Source organism: Asanoa ishikariensis (assembly GCF_900107455.1).
In the GTDB taxonomy this organism is placed as follows: domain Bacteria; phylum Actinomycetota; class Actinomycetes; order Mycobacteriales; family Micromonosporaceae; genus Asanoa; species Asanoa ishikariensis.
This window is the reverse complement of the sequence record NZ_FNQB01000005.1, coordinates 130,148-150,185: the sequence shown is the minus strand read 5'-3', so window position 1 is coordinate 150,185 and position 20,038 is coordinate 130,148. Positions and strand designations below refer to the sequence as shown.

Sequence of the window (20,038 nt, the reverse complement as noted above, 5' to 3'; positions counted from 1 at the left end):
AGGAAGGGGCCCTTATTAACGGTTTCCGTTGTATAAGGGTCCCTTCCCATCGCTTGACCGAAGATCATCTTTCTTGCAGGTGCCCGCACTGTGAGTGGAACCTCGACACGCTCGCTCCGATCGAGGGGGCCACCTGGTTCTGGCGGTCGATCCGCACCCGCGACCACCGCGCCGGTTTCCGCTCCGACCGCCTGCTGGCGTCCGGGGTGCCAGGCCGGCCATGGGTGTACGCGCTGCTCGTCGCGCTCTCCGTCGTGCTCGTCGCGGTGCCGGTGACGGCGTTGCTGGCCGCCGTGTGGCTGCTGATCGTCGGGCCGGTCGCCATCGGGCTGCTGCTGCTCCTCGTCGCGTACGCCGTGCGGCCCCGGCTCGGACGGGTCAAGAAAGTGCTCAAGGGCCACTACCGGCTGGACTCCGACCGCGCACCCGTGCTGCACGCCCTGATCGGCCGGGTGGCGAGCGCGGTCGACGCGCCGCGGCCCGACATCGTGGCCATCGACCCGGGCTCGTGGGGCGCCGAGACGGACGTGGCCGGCATCCGGCAGCGCCGGATCCTCCTGCTGGGCATTCCCCTGCTGGCCAGCATCGACCGGGGCGAGTTCGTCGCACTGCTTGGTCACGAAGTCGGCCACTTCGCCAACCGGGACTCCCGTCGTCGGCTGTTGACCTGGCCCGCGCGGGTGACCTTCGGACACATCTCGCGGGCCTTGAAGCCGAGCCGCGTCTCCGGCGTCGAACGTGACCTGCTCGGCCTGCAACTGATCGTGTTCGAGCTCTGGCGGATGATCAGCGGCCTGCTGTCGTGGCTGTCGTTCGCGGTGCACACGGTGATCCGCACCGCGGCCGCCCGCGACGACCGGCACGCCGAGCAGCGGGCCGACCTGCTGGCAGTGCGAGCCGCCGGGCGGGCGTCGACGCTGGGACTGTTCGACGCGACCGCCGCGTTCCCGCTCTACCGCGGCGCCATCAGCGGTGCGACCCGCAAGGGGTACGCGATGACGGAATGGCGGGCGCGGATCGCGCAGAACCGTTCGCGCAACGACGAGGGCAGGACCGCGGTGCTGCGCCAGCTCACCATGCGGACCGAGGCGTCGCTGTTCGCCAGCCACCCGTCGACGGGCCGCCGCCACCAGTTCGTGTCGACGCTGCCGAACTCGCACGCCGCTGTGCGGGTGACCGACGCCGAGTGGGCGACGATCGTGCGCGAGGTCGCACCGTACGCCGAGACGTTGCGGAACGAGCTCGCCGAGCAGTACGAGATGTGAGCGGGCCGGTGCCGCACCGGCCCGCTCGGGCTCCTCAGAACGCGGAGACAGGCGTCGCGTACACCATGCGTTGTGTTGGATGTTCGGTGATGCTGAACAGCACGTCGCCGAAACCGTAGAAGTCGGACCAGTAGCTCAGGTCTTCGGGGCCGACCGGTGCCGTGCGACGGACCGGCGTGCCGAGCGTGCCCGTCGTGCCGCTCGGCGCCGTCGACCGCAGCAGGTCGCCGTTGTCGTTCTGGTCCGGCACGTCCTTGCCGTGGCTGCGGTTGAGGTAGTACGTGTTGCCGTGCCCGACCGCGCCCTGCACGTTCGGGACGGGCAGCCGGTACGCGCTGGTCGCCCGCCATCGGCCGTCGCTGGAGATCGCCGGCAGCCCGTTGAGCCCGTCCAGCGGCCAGTTGGCCACCCGCCCGGTCTTGTTGGGGTCGTTGCCGTTGGCGGCGCCGTCGCAGTACTCACCGGTCGTCAGGTGGTCTCCGCCGGTGCGGTCGAGGCCGACGAACGAGAAGTGCGGGGCGCCGTCCACCGTGCAGGTGCTGGCGTCGCCGACCTGCCCGGCGTTGCTGGTCCACGCGCCTACCTCGGGCATCACGTAGCGGTAGCCGTGCCCGTAGAAGACCCCGTTCTGCCGGCCGATCTTGGTCTTGTCGGTGAGGTTGCCCTTAGCGCCGGCCGCCTGCAGGTCGAAGATGTAGCGCATGTCGAAGACCCGGAACCCCCGGCGCGTGTCGGCGACATAGAGGAAGTTGCCGTACCAGGCGAGGCCGCCGGCGTGCAGCGAGCTGCCGCTGGAGTCCTGGTTGTTGCGCAGGCTCATGTAGGTCGCGTTGCCGGAGTCGTTCTGGAACGGATAGGCCAGCAGCACGTGCTGGTAGGCGCCGGTGTGCACGTCGACGAACGTGATCCGGGTGCCCTTGACCTGCTCGGAGTCGTTGTTGTACCAACTCACCAGCAGCGGCTGCGAGTTGCCCCAGAACTGGTCCTCCTGCGCGTCGGCGACGGTGGTCATCCCCTGCGGCGTCCACTCGACGTTGCCGCCGTTGGTGCCGCTGTCGGCGGCGTCGAAACAGAAGCTGTAGACGGCGTTGAGATCGCGCTGCCTGACATCGACCGCGTCCGGGTTGCAGATCGCGCCGGCGCCCGACATCGCGGTGCCGTCGCGGCTGGCCTGCGCCAGGATGTTCTGGACGCCGAGCTTGGGCAGTTCGGCGTCAAGCTCCTGCACGCGCTGCGTCAGTGCGATCGCGTTGGACGCGGGCCGCAGGTCGAAGTCGCTGAGCTTGGGCGGCGGTGGCGCGGCCGCCGCCGGAGCGACGGCGACGGCCGTCGAGGCGACAACCAACGCGGCGACCAGACCTGCTCGTCGAAACCACACGTAGGACCTCCCCAGGGTTCGTGGGATCGAAGCCCCGGAGTCTAGGTGCTAGAGATCGAAGTCCATCGCATCGACGGTCATCGGCGCGTCGTGAGTCAGCAGGGCTCGGCGACGACATCGCCGGCGGGGGCGGTGAGGCGCGTGCCGTCGGTCAGGATGACGTCTACCAGGCCGGCCTCGTCGGCGGCGCTGACGCCGAAGACCGGCGCGCCGGACAGGTTCGACTCGGGCGACCTGCGGTTGCGGGGTGGGCGGTAGACCCAACGGATCTCACTCGCCACGCCGTTCGCGTTCATCGGCACTGCCCCCGTTCCTCGCCGCAGCACCGTCGGGCGCCGCGACACCCATTTGACCGGATTTTGCTGTCGGTCACGAACCGGCGCGCCGGGCCGAACGGGTTGCGCGCGCGGTCAGTCCGGGAGGGTGCCGCGAACCGTCCAAGCGCGCGGTCAGTCCGGGAGGGTGCCGCGAACCGTCCAAGCGCGCGCGGTGAGTCGGATCGAGCCGTCCGGCGCGGCCGGCAGTCGGGACCGCAGCAGGTCGCGGAGGCGGTTGCGGTCGGCGGCCTCGAGCCGCGCGACGAAGCCGGGCGCCGGGCCCTGCCCGCCGAGGAACGGGGTCCAGAAATCGTCGAACCCGGTGAACGTGGTCGGTGTCGACACCGCGTCGACGGTCACGCCCTGGAGCCCCGCGCCGGTCCACAGTGTGCGGAGCGGATCGGGGCGGCACACCGCGGCGAACCGGTCCAACTCGTCCGGCGCCGTCGGGTCGATCTTCGCCGCGGCGGCCCAGAAGTAGCGGAGCATCTCCATGCCGTCGCCGTAGTCCCAGACGTAGGCGGCCACCGTGCCGCCCGGGGCCGTGACCCGGGCCAGCTCGGCGACGGCCCGACGGGGCTCGGACACGAAGTTGAGCGCCAGCCCGCTGACCGCGACGTCGAACTCCCCGTCGTCGAACGGCAACGCCTCCGCGTCACCGACCCGAAACCGGGCTCGCGGATCACCGACGCGATCGGCGGCGGCGGTCACGAAGGCGGCCGAGCTGTCCACACCGACCACCTCGACCGGCGCCGCGGCGGCAAGAACCGCGCCACTCAGCGCCCCGGTCCCGCACCCGACGTCGACCCATCGCCGCCCCACGGGTGCGGTCAGCCAGCGTAGGAACAGCGGGGCCACCCGACGGCTCCACCGGCCCATATAGGCCTCGTAGGCGTCTTTCTCGGACCACCGCTCCGGTACCACGCGGGCAACAGTATCCGCTGATCGCCATCGATTGACCCCCGTTCGAGTGAACGACTTTCGCATCCGTCACCCACCCGACTCATCCATTTACACGAGGGTGTCCCTGGCCCGCTCGACCCGGCGGGCAGCGACGGCGACCCGCAGCGCGCGGCCGACCCGCAACCGGCGCGAGCTGTCGGTGGCCGCGATGAGCTCGGCCAACGCCGCCCGGTCACACGGCGGCACGTAGGTCAGGATGATGACCAGCGGAAGCACGGCGGCGGCGAGCTCGACCAGCACGACCAGGCCGACGAACGCACCGACCACCCCGACGAGCGCGATGTGCTCCACCCCGACCTCCTCAGGTTCCGCTCACGACGACAGCGAAGAGAACGACGACCGCCATTCCGACCGCGAAGGCGACACCGGCGATGGCGGCCAACGCGTGGACGATCGGCCCGATCGGCGCCAACGCCCGGCGCATCGACCGCAGCGCGACGGCGGCGACGACCACGGCGAGGGCCAGGTAGACGTACCGATGGTCGCTGAGCGATGTCCAAAGATCCGCAAGACTCACGATGATCACCCCACACATCGTTGGGCCGCACGTCGATGGATTCACTATCCATGATCAACATTCAAGGTCACATGCATAATTCAACTGGCGCGAATTCAGGTTAGAAGCCGGGTCAAAACACATCTAAGTTGCCATATGGCTGAGTGGTAGCGTCCACATCGCAGGACGGCCGATGGACTACCACCAACTAGCGGCCCTTCAGATGGATGACAATTCAGCGTGGGAGGTTGACGCCGCAAAGATCCTGAATCAGGATACGGCTTCGTGAATATGCCCAGCATCGGTGCAGATGCAGTCACGTCAAACCAGGGTCCGTCGGCTTCGGCGGCGTTCAACCTTCGGACCATCTCCGCGTATTGCACAACAGGCACGTGCCCGACGGTCTACGACAGCGGTCGCGGCACCATCGTCGTCCAGGGCTACATCGTTACCGGAGATCATGCGGGCGTCACCCTCCCCGACGGAGAACAACTCGTTGAGATTCCCGTCGAGCTACTGAAGAATGCCGCGCGCGGCCTTTCATGATCAGCGACTAGTCCACGGAGGAGGGAGCGCTGATGGCCAACAACCTTGGCGCTCCCCACGACCAGCCCGACTCGCTGGGCGCGCGACTAGCACGGCTTCGAGCAGCGAGGAACCTGACCGGCAGACAACTGGGCGTGCTGGTCGGCATGAGCCAGCCGAAGATTTCTCGGATTGAGAACGGGGCGCCGGCCGAGGCCGCAGACGTGGAGCGGATCGCTCGGGCGCTCGAGGCGCCCGACGATCTCGTGGTCGAGCTCGTGAGAATGGCCGAGCTGTCGCACGACCGGATGACCGACTGGCGTCCCCTCGGCCCTACGCTCGCGGACGCGCAAAGAAGTGCGGCGGCGTTCGAGGCCGACACGCAGATGCTGGCCGTCTTCCAACCTTCGGTGATACCAGGGCTGATCCAGTCGAGTGACTACGCGAGATCCGTTCTCACGCCGTTCCACGAACTCATGTTCTCGGCCGGCGAGATCACCTCTCAGCGCGCCGTCCTCCAAGCGGTGTCCGCCCGAATCCAGCGCCAGGAGATCCTCGCCGATCCGACGCGGACCTTCCACTTCCTCATGCTGGAGAACGTACTGACCGACAATGTCTGTGCGCCCGAATACATGCCCGCACAGCTCGAACGGCTGCGCGAGGTCGCCAAGCAGGACAACGTCACGGTCAGCGTGATTCCCCAGGGCCGACGCATCATTCCGCCGCCCATGCACGGCTTCGAACTGGGCGACCGTTCGGTCGCAGTCGACCTGCTGAACACATCGCTGACGTCCCACGGTCCCGCGGACGTCGCTGTGTATCGGCAGATCTTCGACGGGTATGCGGCGCAGGCCGTCACCGACGTCGACCGGATCCTGGACCACCACCTCCAGCGGCATCTGCGAGCCCTGCAGACGGGCCGGCAGCACGAGCCGCGGGCGAACGAGCGCCGGGTCGAATGACCCGGCGCCCGTCTTGGGGTTACGCGGGTTCGATCCAGACGTTGCGGTAGCGGACCGGGTTTGTGTGGTCCTGTAGGCGGATCGGGCCCTGGGTGTTGGCCTCGGCCGCTCCCCCGCCTGTCGGACCGTTGACGGCCACGTTGTTGTGCACCGTCACGCCGTTCCAGACCACTGTCATCCGGGCGTCCTCGGTCTTCGTCGTGCCGTTGAAGCGGGCCGCTCGGAAGGTGACCTCGTACGTCTGCCAGGTCTCCGGTGCCGTCGCCGCGTTCACGTCGGCTGCCTTCTTCTGGTAGATCGAGGCCGCTTCGTCGTTGCCCAGCGACGTGTCACCGAACGAGTCCAGGACCTGTAGCTCGTAACGGTCCTGTTGGTAGACGCCGCTGTTCGCGCGGGCCTGGCCTGTCACCTCCGGCCCGTACAAGGGGAGCCAGAACTCGACGTGCAGCTTGTAGTCGCCGTAGCTCTGCCGGGTTCGGATGTCACCGCCGTTGACCTGCATGCCGCCGCCCGTGATGGTCCAGGTCGGGTTGCGGCCGTCGGTGTGCTGCCAGTTCGCGGTCATCGACGCCGCGGTGCCGTCGAACAGGACCGTTCGGGTCGGGCCTGAACTGGTCGTGCCGTAGACCTCGAACTCGTAGATCCGCGCCGCCCCGTTGCCGTCGCTCGCCGGGGTCTGCACGTTGAGCCGTACGTATCGCGCCTGCACCGCGGTGAAGTTGTGCGTCGTCGTCGCCGCGGTGTTGGCTGTCACCGTGGCCACTGTGGACCATGACGTGCCGTTGGTGGACACCTGGACGTTGAAGTCCCGGGTGTTCCACGACGCGTTCTCGCCGCCGGTCGCCGCATGCTTGAGCACGACCCGGCTCACCGTGGTCGCCGCACCCAGATCGACCTGCATCCACTTGGAGGAGCCCAGCGAGCACCACTTGTCGGTGTTGCCGCCCGTCGTGCTCCCGTTGACCGCCTTCGCCGGGCCCTCGTTGGCGTTGCACGAGCTGTCCGATGTGGCCGTCTTGTTCAGCGCCAGGTTGACCGTCGAGGACGGGCCGCCCGTGACCGAGATGTTGTCCAGGTTGACGTTGCCGATGTCGCCGGCGTCGTACCGATAGGAGATGGTGTTGTTGCCCGCGTTCAGCGTCACCGCCTCCGTCTTCGTCGCCCACGTGTCCCAGTTGTTCGTGAACGGCAACTGCGTCTGGCGCAGCTTGGTGCCGTTGACGTACAGCGACACCGTCTTCGTACCCGTGCCGCCGTTGGGGCCGTTCGAGTAACGAAGGTTCACGTCATAGGAACCAGCGGCGGCCGCGGACACCGTGAACGTGGTGTTCGCGCCCTGGGTGCCGTAGCCGGCAACGAAGCCCGAACCCGTGTAGTTCAGGTGGTCCGTCGCCACGACGGCGCCGCCGGACAGTGCCGCCGACTCCGCCTCCAGCACGCCGCCCGGTTGTTGCGGGCCGTCGATCAGGGAGTTGAGCGTGTACCAGGCCTCCGTGCTCCACAGCTCCTGGCCGTTGGCCGCGGAGAACGGGCGCGGCGAGCGCAGGTACACCACCCGGCCGGACTGCAGGCCGTTGATCTTCAGGGTGACCTTGCGGCCGTCGGCGGACGCGGTCGCGGAGGTGACCGTCAGCGTCTGCTCGTCGACCTTCGGGCCGCCGTAGTTCTGCGTCGGCACGTACCGCCACTGCTTCACCTGGTATTTGGTGGCCAAGCTGGCGATCGTGGCGGCCGACAGAGGCTGGGTGTACTCCACCTCGAAACCGCCGCTGACAGCGCGCATCGCGAGCATGTCGAACACGTTGCCGCCGTTGGGCGTCAGCTTCTGCAGGCCGTACTTCAGCTTGCCCTCCTGGCCCCAGTTGCCGTCGGCGCCGAGGCCTCCGACGTAGATGGCGCCGTTCGGGCCGATCGACGTGCGCAGCACGCCCATCTCGAGGCCCTGGGTGTGCCGGAACAGCGCACCCTGGTACTCACCGTTGATCTTCTCCAGGTACGCCCGCTGCAGGCCGCCGTAGGTCACGTCGCCGATCAGCATCTGGCCGGCGTAGACACCCGACTGCACGAGCACCGGTGTGCTCGGCGAGTTGGCGATCTCGTTCTGCGGCATCCACAGCACCGGCTGGGTCACCGGCTGGCTCTGGAACGGGCCGGGCGGGTTCATGTTGAGGTTGAAGAACCGGTCCTGCTTGATGTGCACCAGCTTCGAGGACGGGAGCCAGTCACCCTGGTTGTCGGTGACGAAGATGCCACCCTCCGGACCCCAACCGATGCCATCGGGTGTACGCAGGCCGCCCGCGACGTAGTGCACCGCGCCCGAGTTCTTGTCGATCCGGATCGTCGAACCGCGGTTGGCGGCCGGCTGCGGGTTCGTCGTCGCGCCGCCGTAGTTGATCGAGATCGACAGGTTCAGGTAGAAGTACGGCGCCTGGTAGAGCAGCCCGAACGCGAACTCGTGGAAGTTGCCACCCCACGGCCACGTCGCCACCTGACGGTAGTTGTCGGTGACCCAGTCGCCGTTGGTGTCGTTGAGCTCGACGAGCCGGTGCTTCTCCGACACGTACAGCTTTCCGTCGACGTATTTGATGCCCATCGGTTCCCGCAGTCCTTGCGCGATCCGTTGGTACGTCACCTGTGACGGCGCGGTCGCGGTGGTCACATTGGACAGCAGGTAGACCTCGCCGAGCACGTTGTCCGTGCCGCCCCAGGTGGTGATCGCGAGCCGGCCGTCGGGCAGCCAGTCCATCGCGGACACCTGCGGCTGGAAGCCGGTCGGGCGCAGGTTGGTCAGCGTGTAGTTGGGGTTCAGGGAGTTCAGCGGCAGGCCGTCGCCGGGAGTGTCGGTGCCGGCCTCGCACTCCTTGCGGCCCGGGGCGGTCACCCGCACCACGCCGGCGTCGGTGGACAGCACGCTGTTGGGCACGAGCACGAAGGTCGACGATCCGGGCGTACGCCAGTCCAGCGTGATCTGTTGGTCGACGCTGCGCTCGAAGTGGTCGATCCGCAGCGAGTGGTAGCCGGTGGTGAGGGAGATCGTGCCTTCCTTGGGCGGCTGGGCGCTGTGCAGACCGTCGTGGTCGATGACCACCGTGTTGTCGATCAGCAGCCGGGAGCCGTCGTCGCTGGTGAGCCGGAACGTGTAGCTGCCGGCCGTGGCGATGTTGATGTTGCCGACCACCTGGGTGACGAAGTTGTCGCTGAACCCGCCGAAGTCGGCGGTCGTCGTCCAGTTGATCGTGGGCATGAGTTTGTCCACGTTGGGCGTCTGGCTGGGCTTGAGGTCACAGATCTCGTTGAGCGGCACCTGTACGTCGAAGACGCGCAGGGTGACGCCAGGCTCCTGGGGCGGCGGAGCGGCCTGGGCTGCCACCGGCGCGACCAGCACGCTACCGAGGAGCAGGCCCGCGGCCGCGACTATGGACAGGGGACGGCGTAACGGTGTGCTCATTGTTCCTCCGGGACGGTAGAGGGACGAGCGAAATGGGGACGGCGGATCGACGCGGGTCATCGCGTTGCGCACACGTTAGGGGTCTTCCCGGTCACCTGTCCATATCTAAACTTCAATGGGACAGAACTTCCGTCTTAACGAGCAGAAGTAGCACCGATGCCGTCGAAAGGGTTGCCGACGGTCACCCGTTCAGGGATATTCATCGATATGCGCCTAGCCCGGATCCTCGCCACCGTCGCGACGCTCACCGTGCTGCTTCCGGCCACCACCGCCGTGGCTGCGCCGAGTCTCGCCGCTTACCGCAGCCTGCCCGGCACAGCCTGGTGGACCTCCCCGGCCGGCGAGACCGTCGTCGCCGTCGACGAGACGGTCCCGACCTCTCGCGTCGCCGGCCTTCGCAAGGCCCTGCGTGACCGGGGACAGGTCGTCCAGGAGAAGGGGACGCTGCGACGGCACATCGCCGGCGCCGACCCGTTCTTCCAGGCGGGCGGCTTCCGATGCCTGATCGGGTTCAACGCCCGCGCCGGGAGCACGTACTACTTCCTCACCTCGCGGCACTGTGTCGGCGCGGTCGGCAGCACCGTCTACGCCGACGCCGCGGCCACCGTGCCGCTCGGCGTGGTCACCACCGTGACCCCGAGCTACGACACCGCGCTGATCCGCTACACCAACACCACGATCGCCAAGCCCAGTGCGGTCAACATCTACCCGGGCCTGGCTCCGATCAGCACCTTCGGGACCAGGGCCGTCGGCACGCGGGTCACCCGCAGCGGGCCGAGCGGCGTGCGGTCCGGCACGGTCACCGCGCTGAACGTGACCGTCAACTACGCCGACGGGGCCGTGACCGGGCTGATCCGCACCAACATCTGCAGCCAGCCCGGCGACAGCGGCGGACCGCTGTTCGCCGGGACGACCGGCGTCGGCATCACCTCGGGCGGCAGCGGCTCGTGCTCCACCGGCGGCGTCAGCTACTACTCCCCGGCCGCGCGGGCCGGTTCCGCGTACGGCGTCGGGCCTTACTAGGCTTTGCTGTCGAGGAGTGAGCGCTGCTCGGGGGTGAGCGTGACCTCCATCGCGGCGATCGCCTCGTCGAGCTGTTCCACCGTGCTCGGGCCGACGATCGGCATGACCGACGGGCGGTCGCCGGTCATCCAGGCGAGCACCACGTGATTGCGGGTGGTGCCGAGCTCTGCAGCCACGGTGTCCAGCGCTGCCAGCCGGGCGACGGTGCCCGGGTGGTCGTACTCCTCTGCCAGCGGCTTGTCCGCCCTGGTGTAGGCGCCGCTCAGCAGCGGCGTGTAGGCCCAGACCGCGATGTCGTCGTGGCTCTCCACATAGGAGCGCAGCTCGTCCTCGTAGAAGCCGAACCGGTGCACCACCGTCGGCCGCGTGCCGGGCCGCGGCCGCAGGTAGGTGTGGTGCTGCTGCACCGCGGTGTAGCCGACCACTCCCGCGTCCGCCGCCGCCCGGCGTGACCGTTCCATGCGCCAGGCCGCGAAGTTGGAGCAGCCGAGCCGCTTGACCAGCCCGGCGTTCACCAGCTCGCCGAAGGCACCCACCGTCTCCTCGACCGGCGTGCGGCGGAAGTCCTTGTGCGCCCAGTACAGCTCGACCCGGTCCGTGCCGAGCCGGCGCAGGCTCTGCTCGATGCCGCTCTTGATCGTCTGCGCGCCCAGCCCCTCGGCCGTCTCCGGGAAGCGACCCGCTTCCAGCGGTTCACAGCCCACCTTGGTGCTGATCGCCACCCGGTCGCGTACCCCGGGACGGCGGGCCAGCCAGCGGCCGAGCAACGTCTCGCTCTGTCCGCCGAAGCCGCTCGGGTCGGCCCAGAAGGAGTAGCAGTTGGCGGTGTCGATCCAGGTGCCGCCGGCGTCGACGAAGCGGTCGAGGATCGCGAACGCGCGCCGCTCGTCGACGGTGGTGCCGAACATCATCGCTCCGAGTACCAGGTGATCCATCATGCTGTCGACGCTAGTGAGGATCGGTCGGGGCGTACGCTCCAATTTCGTGGCGGATTCCCAGACCAATCTCGCGTGGGCGACGCTGCTCGACCTGACCGGGACCGGTCCCGTCCACCAACGGCTGGCCCGGGCGCTGCGTGCGGCGATCCGAACCGGCCGGCTGCCTAGCGGGTCAGCCGTGCCACCGAGCCGGGCGCTGGCCGAGGAGCTGGGCTGCTCGCGCTGGGTGGTCACGGAGGCGTACGGCCAGCTCGTCACTGAGGGCTACCTGGCGGCGCGGGTGGGTTCGGCGACCCGGGTGGCCTGGACGCCTGACACAGCCGTCACCTCGTTGGGACCGGCCCGCGCCGCCCGCACTCGGACCACCGCGATCCGTTATGACCTGGCACCCGGCCTGCCCGATCTGCGGGCGTTCCCCCGCCGCCGCTGGGCCGACAGCGTCGCCGCCGTGACCCGCACGGTCTCCGTCACCGATCTGGGCCTGCCCGACCCACGCGGCCACCCGCTTGCCCGCCGGACGATCGCCGAGTATCTGCGCCGCTCCCGTGGCGCCGTCGCCACCGCCGACACGGTCACCATCTGCGCCGGGATCACCGACGGCGTGACCCGGGTGGCACGGGCGCTGCGCCGGCTCGGCGTCGACGCGGTAGCGGTCGAGGAGCCCGGCTGGCCCCGGTTGCGGGCGGCGGTGGCGGGCGCGGGCCTGTCCGTGCGTTCGGTCCCCGTCGACCGGGACGGAGTGCGGGTGGACACCCTGGACGAAGTGCGAGCGGTCGTCGTCGGAGCAGCGCACCAGTTCCCGAGTGGAGCGGTGCTCTCCCCCGAACGCCGCGCCGCACTGGTCCGATGGGCCCGCGCGGTCGACGGCTTCGTGGTGGAAGACGACTACGACGCCGAGTTCCGCTACGACCGCCGACCGATCGCCGCGATGCAGGGACTCGACCCCTCCCGGGTGGCGCTGCTCGGCTCGGTGAGCAAGATCCTCTCCCCTGCGCTCGGCCTGGGCTGGCTGGTCGCGCCGGGTGCGCTCGTCTTTGGCGGCGAAGCCGCTCCGCCGGTGCTGGACCAGCTCGCGCTGGCCGCCTTCGTCGACCGGGGCTGGTACGACGCCCACCTGCGCGCCGCCCGCCGCCGCTTCCGTACCCGCCGCGACCTGCTCCTGGCTGCCCTGGCCCGGGCCATCCCGGAGGGCACGGTCGACGGCACCGCCGCCGGACTGCACGTGCTGCTCCACCTGCCCGCCGGCACTGACGCGGGCGCCGTGGTCCAGTCCGCCGCGCGGGCCGGGCTGAGTCTGATGGCGCTGGACGACTACCGGGCCGAGCGGCCAGCCACCCCGACGCCGGTGCTAGTGCTCGGCTACGGCAACCTCGCCGACGGCGAGATCGCCCCGGCGGTCGCCACGCTGCGGACGACCCTCGACCGGGTGTAGCGACGGGCGGCCCACGGGTGCTTTCTGGCATGCTGGGGGGTGAGTGCGACTGGCGGCACGGGGATGGCAACGACCATCGGGGAGCCCGCCGTGGGTATCGACCGCCTGGGTTCCCACGGTCGAGGGGGGATAACCATGTCCGCACGTCTGCTGCCCGGCGGCCCGGTCGCCGAGAGCATCCTGTCCGAGGTCTCCGACCGGGTCCGCGTGCTGCGCGACAAGGGCGTCACGCCCGCGCTGGCCACCATCCTGGTCGGCGACGACGACGCCAGCGCCGGCTACATCCGGATCAAGCAACGGCAGGCGGCCGACCTCGGCTTCGTCTCGCCGCACGCGCACCTGCCGGCCGACACCACGCAGGCGGAGCTCGAGCGGGTGATCGCCGAGTTCAGCGCCGACTCCGCGGTGCACGGGCTGCTCGTGCAGCACCCGGTCCCGGGGCACCTGGACTACGACGTGGCGCTCAACGCGATGGACCCCGACAAGGACGTCGACGGCATGCACCCGGTCAACATGGGCCGGCTCGCACTCGGGCTGCCCGGCCCGCTGCCGTGCACACCGGCGGGCATCGAGGCACTGCTCGCCTTCCACGAGATCCCGGTCTCCGGACGCGAGGTAGTCATCCTCGGCCGCGGCGCCACACTCGGCCGGCCGCTCGCGATGCTGCTCGCCCAGAAGCGCCCGACCGCCAACGCCGCGGTCACGGTGGTGCACACGGGCGTCAAGGACTGGCCGCGCTACACCCAGCGTGCCGAGATCCTGATCGCGGCGGCCGGGGTGCCCGGCATCATCCAGCCCGAGCACGTCCGCCCCGGCTCGACAGTGATCGGCGGCGGCGTCCGCTACGAGGGCCGCCGCCTGCTCCCGGACGTCGACGAGTCATGCGCCGAGGTGGCGGGGGCTATTACTCCGCGCGTCGGTGGAGTTGGGCCGACCACGGTCGCGATGCTGTTCCGCAACGCGGTTTCGGCGGCGGAACGCGCCACTTCTTAGGTCTTTGCTCGGGTTCGCGGTGGGCACGACCGTCGCTCCCGCCAGAGAACGCTCCGCTTCGCTCCACTGCCAGGTCCGCGGTGGGTTCGGCGCCAAGGCAAAGCAAGGGACCCTTGCTAACGCCCAGCGTTAACAAGGGTCCCTTCCTTCGCGTTAGATCTGGACGCGGTCTTCCGACTCGACGGCCGGTGCGGCCTTTTGCGTCGGCAGGGACAGACTCGGACCGGCTACCGCCGGGACCAGCGGCGCACGGAAGGCGAGCCGCACCATGGCGACCAGCAGCCAGACCAGCGCGGCCACCGCGACCAGAACGACAAGGGCGAGAACCACCGGCGGCATGGCGTACCAGTCGAAGATGGCCCGGAACGCGGCCAGGCGGTTGCCGTCCGCGGGCGTCCAGAACAGGTCCAGCGTGTATCCGAAGTAGACCGCCTGCATCACCACCGCGCCCAGCAGGACCGCGAGCGGGGTCGCGCGTCGCCAGCGGTCTGGCAGCCGACTCGCTGCCGCGACCGCGACCACAGCAAGCCCGACCAGGCCTCCGTAGAGGTAGCGGCCCTGCATGCCCGCGTACGTCTGGGTCGCCGCCCACTGTTCGTAGGAGCCCTTGGCCACGATCGCCAGCAGCCCGACCACCGGCACCAGCAGCACGAGCGCCGTGGTCCGCGGCACCGCCCCCAGCACCAGCGTCAGCACGATGCCCGCCGCCACCACCAAGGCGGCAAGAATCGCGAGCTTCCATGGCCAGTGGTGCAACCGGTCGCCGGTCTGGTCGTGCACGAAGAACAGCGTGTTCATCCGCTCCAGCAGCCGCGCCAACCAGGTCAGGCCGCCGTCGCCGAACGAGTGGGTGGCGGTCAGCGTCGGCACCTCCGTGAACCGTCCGTGCGGCTGCACCGACCCGTACACGATGCGGTTGCGCACCCACCACGCCAGTCCGGGCAGCGTGGCCAGCAACGCGACACCGAGCGTCAGGAGCACGCGAGGCGAACGCCTGCGGATCGCCACGGTGGCATAGGCGACAACGACCCAGATCGGCACCAGCAGCGCGAATCCCTTGGTCAGCAGGGCCAGCGAGCCGACCGCGCCGATCGCCAGCGCGGTGCGCCGGGTGGTGTCGCCGGTCAGCACCCGTACGACCAGGAAGGTCAGCACTGCGAACAGCAGGACCAGCAGGTTGTCGTTGTTGACCGCGGACTCGGTGTGGGTGAGCTCCGGGATCGCGAGCGGCACCAGCGCCGCGACCACCGGGATGGGTTCGGGCAGCCGCAGCCGGCGGGCCACGGCCCAGAGGATCAGCGGAAGCAAAGCCGCGAACAGCACGTTCCACCACCGCAGCACGAGGTACGTGAGGTCGAACGGGATCTTGTCCCAGCCCGGCACCAGGGCGAGCGCGGCGCCGCCGGCAACGTAGTACAGCGGCGGGTGCTGGATGAGCTGGTTCGCCGGCTGGTCGGGGTCGCGGGTGTTGCCGCCGTGGGAAACGTACGAGGGGCGGTCCCCGCGCGACGGCAGCGGGTGGTCGGCCAGCCGCAGCGGCCCGTCGATCCGATTCGACTTGGTGAAGCCGCCCGCGCCGCTGCCCTCGGTGACGGCCAGGGTTCCGGGGTCCGGCCAGGGCCACGCCGCGCCGCGCTCGACCGCGACGATCAGGTCGACGTGCTGGCGTTCGTCCGGCGAGCGGAAGTTCGGAAACATCGCGGTCTGCCAGAGCACGACTGCGACGTGCAACACCAGGATCAGCCACACCAATCCGGGTACGGCTCGCGTTCGGCGCAAAACCGGCGTCAGCGGCAGTCGGGGCACCGGCGCAGGCTAGCGGACGACCAGGACCGGGACAACGCACCGAGCGAGCGGGCTCCTAGGCTGGCACCCGACCGAGGGAAATGAGGGAACCAATGAGCCAGGACCCAGAGTTCGAGGTGCTCGAGGACGACGGGGTGCTCGACGCCTCCGACACGCTCGACGACGACCGGGTCGCCGACCCGCTGGACGTGGGCATAGCCCCCGCCGACCGGTGGAGCGGCGCCGACCGGTTCGGCACTACGGCGGCCGAGGAGCGTCAGGGCGAGTCACTCGAGCAACTCCTGGCCGAGGAGGAGCCGGACGTCGACCCGTACGCGGAGGTTCCGGACGACGAGGACGAGCTCAGCCGGCGCGGCTACGAGCAGGACCCCCGGTCCGGCCGCCTGGTCGAGGACGACCAGGGATTCGGCGAGGACACCGAGGCCGACTCGGTAGCGTGGGACGCCGGGATCGATGCCGGCGGTGCCAGCGCCGAGGAAGCCGCGATCCACGTGGTCGACGGGCCGGACGACGAGGGTGACGGACCTCTCCGTTAAGCTCCCCGGAATAGTTGCGGCGTCAAATAAGTTGACGGTGGCGAAACCGAAGTGAGGAGTTTTGTGATGCAGTTCGGGATCTTCACCGTCGGCGACGTGACGCCGGACCCGACCAACGGCACGACCCCCAGCGAGCACGACCGGATCAAGGCCATGGTCCGCATCGCGCAGAAGGTGGAAGAGGTGGGCCTGGACGTCTTCGCGATGGGCGAGCACCACAACCCGCCCTTCGTGCCGTCCTCGCCGACCACGATGCTGGGCTACATCGCGGCGCGCACGGAGAAGATCCTGCTCTCCACCGCCACCACGCTGATCACCACCAACGACCCGGTGAAGATCGCCGAGGACTACGCGATGCTCCAGCACCTGGCCGACGGCCGGGTCGACCTGATGATGGGCCGCGGCAACACCGGGCCGGTCTACCCCTGGTTCGGCCAGGACATCCGCAACGGCATCGCGTTGGCGATCGAGAACTACTCGCTGCTGCACAAGCTGTGGCGCGAGGACGTGGTCGACTGGAAGGGCCGCTTCCGCACGCCGCTGCAGTCGTTCACCGCGACACCGCGCCCGCTCGACGGTGTCCCGCCGTTCGTCTGGCACGGCTCCATCCGCAGCCCGGAGATCGCCGAGCAGGCCGCCTTCTACGGTGACGGCTTCTTCGCGAACCACATCTTCTGGCCCAAGGAGCACACCCAGAAGATGATCGCGCTCTACCGCGAGCGGTACGCGCACTACGGCCACGGCACCGCGGAGCAGGCCATCGTCGGTCTCGGCGGCCAGGTCTTCATGCGCAAGAACAGCCAGGACGCGGTACGCGAGTTCCGCCCCTACTTCAACGAGGCGCCGGTGTACGGCCACGGCCCGTCGATGGAGGACTTCACCCGCGAGACGCCGCTGACCGTCGGCAGCCCGCAGCAGGTGATCGACCGCACGCTCGGCTTCCGCGACTACGTGGGCGACTACCAGCGTCAGCTGTTCCTGATGGACCACGCCGGCCTGCCGCTCAAGACGGTCCTGGAGCAGCTCGACCTGCTGGGCGAGGAGGTTGTTCCGGTGCTCCGCAAGGAGTTCGAGGTCAACCGGCCGGCCGACGTGCCGGACGCGCCGACGCACGAGTCGCTGGTGGCGGCGGCCGCTGCGAAGGTGAGCGCATGACGGAACGCACCCTGGCGGTGGTCACTGGCGGTCTGCGCCAGCCCTCGTCGTCGCGGCTGCTGGCCGACAAGCTGGCGGCCGCGGCCGGCGAGGAGCTGACCCGGCTCGGTGTCACGCCGAAGATCGAGGTGATCGAGCTGCGCGACCACGCGCACGAGATCACCGACAACCTGCTGACCGGCTTCGCCGGCGCCGCGTTCGCCAAGGTGGTGGAGACGGTGGCCGGCGCGGACGGGCTGGTCGCCGTCTCGCCCGTCTTCACCGCGTCGTACAGCGGGCTGTTCAAGTCGTTCGTCGACGTGCTGCCGGACGGCTCGCTGGCCGGCAAGCCCGTGCTGATCGGCGCGACGGGCGGCACCGCCCGACACTCGCTGGCGCTGGACCACGCGCTGCGCCCGCTGTTCGCGTACACCCGGTCGATCGTCATCCCGACCGGTGTGTTCGCGGCGCCCGAGGACTGGGGCGGCGACGAGGGCGGTGGCCGGCTCGACCAGCGGGTGCGCCGCGCCGCGGCCGAGCTGGCCGCCGAGGTCGCCCGCCGCGACCCGGCGACGGTCGACGACCCGTTCGCGCTCAAGACCTCGTTCGAGGACCTGCTCGCCGGCGAGTGATGCGCGAGGATGAGGTCATGTACCTCATCCGTGAGAAGTTCCTCGACATCGGCGACGACTTCGACATCACCGACGACGCGGGCAACAAGGTGTTCCACGTCGACGGCAAGGTGCTCAGCCTGCGCGACAAGCTGGTCATCGAAGACCCGTCGGGCCGCGAGGTGGCCGCGGTGCACCGCAAGCTGATCGCGTTGCGCCCGACCTACGCGATCAGCATCGGTGGCGAAGAGGCGGCCGAGATGCGCAAGAAGCTGTTCACGCCGTTCCGCGACAAGTACACGATCGACGTGCCGGGGCCGGACGACCTGGAGATGAAGGGCGACCTGCTCGACCACGAGTACGAGGTGGAGCTGGGTGGCCACCGCGTCGCCAAGGTGTCCAAGAAGTGGTTCACGATCCGCGACACGTACGCGGTGGACATCGCCGAAGGCCAGAACGACCTGCTGATCCTGGCCGGCGTGCTGGCGTTGGACCTCGCCGAGTCGCGGGCCGAACGTAAGCGCGCCGAGGAAGCCGAAGACCACTGACGAACCGACATCCATAATGGTGTGAGCGCGGTCACAGGTGGGCATGAGTGGACTCATGTCGATCGCCGAGAACACCCGGCCTGCTGACGCGCCGCGCCGCGACCGGACCAAGTACCTCTATCTGGCAGTCATCGTCGCCGTGTTGGCCGGAATTCTCGTCGGGCTGGTCGCGCCCGGGGTCGGTGAGTCGCTGAAACCGCTCGGCACCGGGTTCGTCAACCTGATCAAGATGATGATCAGCCCGATCATCTTCTGCACGATCGTGCTCGGCATCGGTTCGGTGCGCCAGGCCGCCAAGGTCGGCAAGGTGGGCGGCCTGGCGCTCGGCTACTTCCTGGTGATGTCCACAGTGGCGTTGGCGATCGGCCTGCTCGTCGGCAACATCCTGCACCCCGGCAGCGGCCTCGACCTCAGCGCCGGCAAGCCGCCGGACACCAGCGAGTCCGAGGGTACGGTCGACTTCCTGCTCGGCATCATCCCGACGACGCTGTTCTCGGCGCTGACCAACTCGCAGGTGCTGCAGACGCTGCTGGTCGCCCTGCTGGTCGGATTCGCGATCCAGGCGATGGGCGCGACGGGCGAGCCCATCCTGCGCGCGGTCGGCTTCCTCCAGAAGCTGGTCTTCCGGGTGCTCGCGATGATCATGTGGGTGGCGCCGATCGGCGCGTTCGGTGCGATCGCCGCCGTGGTCGGCGAGACCGGCTGGAAGGCACTCGCCGGGCTGCTCCAGATCATGCTCGGCTTCTACCTGACCTGCCTGATCTTCGTGGTCATCGTGCTCGGCACGCTGCTCAAGCTGGTCACCGGGCTCAACATCTTCGCCGTGTTCCGCTATCTCGGCCGCGAGTTCCTGCTCATCCTGTCGACCTCGTCGTCGGAGTCGGCGCTGCCCCGCCTGATCGCCAAGATGGAGCACGTCGGCGTCTCCCGCACGGTCGTCGGCATCACGGTGCCGACCGGGTACTCGTTCAACCTGGACGGCACGGCGATCTACCTGACGATGGCGTCGATCTTCATCGCGGACGCGCTGAACAAGCCGCTGGCGGTGGGCGAGCAGATCGGCCTGCTGCTCTTCATGATCATTGCTTCGAAGGGCGCGGCCGGTGTGACCGGGGCCGGCCTGGCCACACTGGCCGGCGGACTCCAGTCGCACCGGCCCGACCTGGTCGAGGGCGTCGGGCTGATCGTCGGCATCGACCGGTTCATGTCGGAGGCCCGCGCACTGACCAACTTCGCCGGCAACGCGGTGGCGACGTTCCTGGTCGGGCACTGGGCCGGCGAGCTCGACCGGGACCGCGCCCAGGCGGTGCTGGGCGGCGCGGACCCGTTCGACGAGGCCACGATGCTCGACGACGAGCCGGAACGGGAACGTGAGCCGGTGGTCGCCGCCCAACGCAGGAGCAGCGACCGCCCGACCCACAACTCTGAACCGATCTAGAACCTAGATCGCCGCGGTGGAGCAGGTCCGGGCGCGCCGGGGCTCGACCCGGTCGGCGACCCGCCGCAGCACCGTGGCGGCGACCCGGCGCAGAGGATCACCGCGGCCGGTGCGGCGTGCCCGGTCAGGCACCACCGGCGCGTCCGGGCGGGCCGAGTACACGTGGTCACGGGTGGCGTTCATGGCCTGTACGAAGGCAGTGGGATCGAGCATGACGGAACTCTC

At 69.3% G+C, this 20,038-nt stretch carries 20 protein-coding genes and 1 riboswitch; of the genes, 11 read left to right on the top strand and 9 right to left on the bottom strand.

The genetic code is table 11. The features are described 5' to 3' along the window. The first annotated feature begins 53 nt into the window (after window positions 1-53). Entirely contained in the window at window positions 54-1,265 is a 1,212-nt protein-coding gene (locus tag BLV39_RS37620) for a M48 family metalloprotease (protein WP_176985289.1), read from the top strand. A 34-nt stretch (window positions 1,266-1,299) separates the two neighbouring features. Here BLV39_RS37620 and BLV39_RS37615 read toward each other — a convergent pair whose 3' ends face one another. From BLV39_RS37615 to BLV39_RS37595, 5 genes are all read right to left on the bottom strand, one after another. After that, a complete protein-coding gene (locus BLV39_RS37615; RefSeq protein WP_143050063.1) occupies window positions 1,300-2,643 on the bottom strand; it encodes a hypothetical protein in 1,344 nt (447 codons plus the stop codon). A 95-nt stretch (window positions 2,644-2,738) separates the two neighbouring features. Then, entirely contained in the window at window positions 2,739-2,939 is a 201-nt protein-coding gene (locus tag BLV39_RS37610) for a hypothetical protein (RefSeq protein ID WP_090803233.1), read from the bottom strand. 153 nt (window positions 2,940-3,092) lie between these two features. Next, window positions 3,093-3,884 carry a class I SAM-dependent methyltransferase gene (locus tag BLV39_RS37605; protein ID WP_239084022.1) on the bottom strand — a complete coding sequence of 264 codons (792 nt, stop codon included), beginning with the start codon at window positions 3,882-3,884 and terminating at the stop codon, window positions 3,093-3,095. Window positions 3,885-3,971: 87 nt separating this feature from the next. Then, entirely contained in the window at window positions 3,972-4,214 is a 243-nt protein-coding gene (locus tag BLV39_RS37600) for a hypothetical protein (RefSeq protein WP_090803230.1), read from the bottom strand. 10 nt (window positions 4,215-4,224) lie between these two features. After that, window positions 4,225-4,440, bottom strand: coding sequence for a hypothetical protein (locus tag BLV39_RS37595; protein ID WP_143050062.1), 216 nt, complete (start codon window positions 4,438-4,440; stop codon window positions 4,225-4,227). Window positions 4,441-4,704: 264 nt separating this feature from the next. On the opposite strand from BLV39_RS37595, the gene BLV39_RS37590 reads away from it, so the two are divergent. Both BLV39_RS37590 and BLV39_RS37585 read left to right on the top strand, forming a co-directional pair. After that, window positions 4,705-4,965 carry a hypothetical protein gene (locus BLV39_RS37590; RefSeq protein WP_373315420.1) on the top strand — a complete coding sequence of 87 codons (261 nt, stop codon included), beginning with the start codon at window positions 4,705-4,707 and terminating at the stop codon, window positions 4,963-4,965. 32 nt (window positions 4,966-4,997) lie between these two features. Continuing rightward, complete coding sequence (locus BLV39_RS37585) at window positions 4,998-5,906, top strand: helix-turn-helix domain-containing protein (RefSeq protein ID WP_090803224.1); 909 nt, start codon at window positions 4,998-5,000, stop codon at window positions 5,904-5,906. A 19-nt stretch (window positions 5,907-5,925) separates the two neighbouring features. On the opposite strand, the gene BLV39_RS37580 is transcribed toward BLV39_RS37585, so the two are convergent. Further along, the gene (locus tag BLV39_RS37580; protein ID WP_090803219.1) at window positions 5,926-9,354 is read right to left on the bottom strand and encodes a 3-keto-alpha-glucoside-1,2-lyase-like domain-containing protein; all 3,429 of its coding nucleotides are present in this window, start codon (window positions 9,352-9,354) and stop codon (window positions 5,926-5,928) included. Window positions 9,355-9,561: 207 nt separating this feature from the next. Between BLV39_RS37580 and BLV39_RS37575 the strand changes: the two genes are divergently transcribed. Continuing rightward, the gene (locus BLV39_RS37575; RefSeq protein WP_090803217.1) at window positions 9,562-10,377 is read left to right on the top strand and encodes a S1 family peptidase; all 816 of its coding nucleotides are present in this window, start codon (window positions 9,562-9,564) and stop codon (window positions 10,375-10,377) included. On the opposite strand, the gene BLV39_RS37570 is transcribed toward BLV39_RS37575, so the two are convergent. Beyond that, window positions 10,374-11,315, bottom strand: coding sequence for an aldo/keto reductase (locus tag BLV39_RS37570; protein ID WP_090803214.1), 942 nt, complete (start codon window positions 11,313-11,315; stop codon window positions 10,374-10,376). The two genes, BLV39_RS37575 and BLV39_RS37570, sit on opposite strands and share 4 nt — an antisense overlap. A 46-nt stretch (window positions 11,316-11,361) precedes the next feature. Between BLV39_RS37570 and pdxR the strand changes: the two genes are divergently transcribed. Together pdxR and BLV39_RS37560 are read left to right on the top strand one after the other, a co-directional pair. Beyond that, the gene (gene pdxR, locus BLV39_RS37565) at window positions 11,362-12,747 is read left to right on the top strand and encodes a MocR-like pyridoxine biosynthesis transcription factor PdxR (RefSeq protein ID WP_204082961.1); all 1,386 of its coding nucleotides are present in this window, start codon (window positions 11,362-11,364) and stop codon (window positions 12,745-12,747) included. Between the two features lie 35 nt (window positions 12,748-12,782). Further along, window positions 12,783-12,865: riboswitch (ZMP/ZTP riboswitch) on the top strand. Window positions 12,866-12,882: 17 nt separating this feature from the next. After that, the gene (locus BLV39_RS37560; RefSeq protein ID WP_090803208.1) at window positions 12,883-13,740 is read left to right on the top strand and encodes a bifunctional 5,10-methylenetetrahydrofolate dehydrogenase/5,10-methenyltetrahydrofolate cyclohydrolase; all 858 of its coding nucleotides are present in this window, start codon (window positions 12,883-12,885) and stop codon (window positions 13,738-13,740) included. A 153-nt stretch (window positions 13,741-13,893) separates the two neighbouring features. Here the strand turns inward: BLV39_RS37560 and BLV39_RS37555 are convergent, their stop codons facing one another. Next, window positions 13,894-15,546: a glycosyltransferase family protein gene (locus BLV39_RS37555; protein WP_143050061.1), complete on the bottom strand. Its 1,653-nt coding sequence runs from the start codon at window positions 15,544-15,546 to the stop codon at window positions 13,894-13,896. 92 nt (window positions 15,547-15,638) lie between these two features. On the opposite strand from BLV39_RS37555, the gene BLV39_RS37550 reads away from it, so the two are divergent. From BLV39_RS37550 to BLV39_RS37530, 5 genes are all read left to right on the top strand, one after another. Continuing rightward, the gene (locus BLV39_RS37550; protein ID WP_090803202.1) at window positions 15,639-16,082 is read left to right on the top strand and encodes a DUF5709 domain-containing protein; all 444 of its coding nucleotides are present in this window, start codon (window positions 15,639-15,641) and stop codon (window positions 16,080-16,082) included. A gap of 66 nt (window positions 16,083-16,148) precedes the next feature. Further along, window positions 16,149-17,237: an LLM class flavin-dependent oxidoreductase gene (locus tag BLV39_RS37545; RefSeq protein ID WP_090803199.1), complete on the top strand. Its 1,089-nt coding sequence runs from the start codon at window positions 16,149-16,151 to the stop codon at window positions 17,235-17,237. Further along, complete coding sequence (locus tag BLV39_RS37540; RefSeq protein ID WP_090803196.1) at window positions 17,234-17,848, top strand: CE1759 family FMN reductase; 615 nt, start codon at window positions 17,234-17,236, stop codon at window positions 17,846-17,848. Before BLV39_RS37545 ends, BLV39_RS37540 begins: the two co-directional genes overlap by 4 nt. Window positions 17,849-17,865: 17 nt before the next feature. Next, window positions 17,866-18,375 carry an LURP-one-related/scramblase family protein gene (locus BLV39_RS37535; RefSeq protein WP_090804030.1) on the top strand — a complete coding sequence of 170 codons (510 nt, stop codon included), beginning with the start codon at window positions 17,866-17,868 and terminating at the stop codon, window positions 18,373-18,375. Between the two features lie 43 nt (window positions 18,376-18,418). Further along, window positions 18,419-19,813: a cation:dicarboxylate symporter family transporter gene (locus BLV39_RS37530; RefSeq protein ID WP_239084021.1), complete on the top strand. Its 1,395-nt coding sequence runs from the start codon at window positions 18,419-18,421 to the stop codon at window positions 19,811-19,813. Between the two features lie 3 nt (window positions 19,814-19,816). Here BLV39_RS37530 and BLV39_RS37525 read toward each other — a convergent pair whose 3' ends face one another. Next, complete coding sequence (locus BLV39_RS37525) at window positions 19,817-20,026, bottom strand: hypothetical protein (protein ID WP_090803190.1); 210 nt, start codon at window positions 20,024-20,026, stop codon at window positions 19,817-19,819. Window positions 20,027-20,038: the final 12 nt, after the last annotated feature.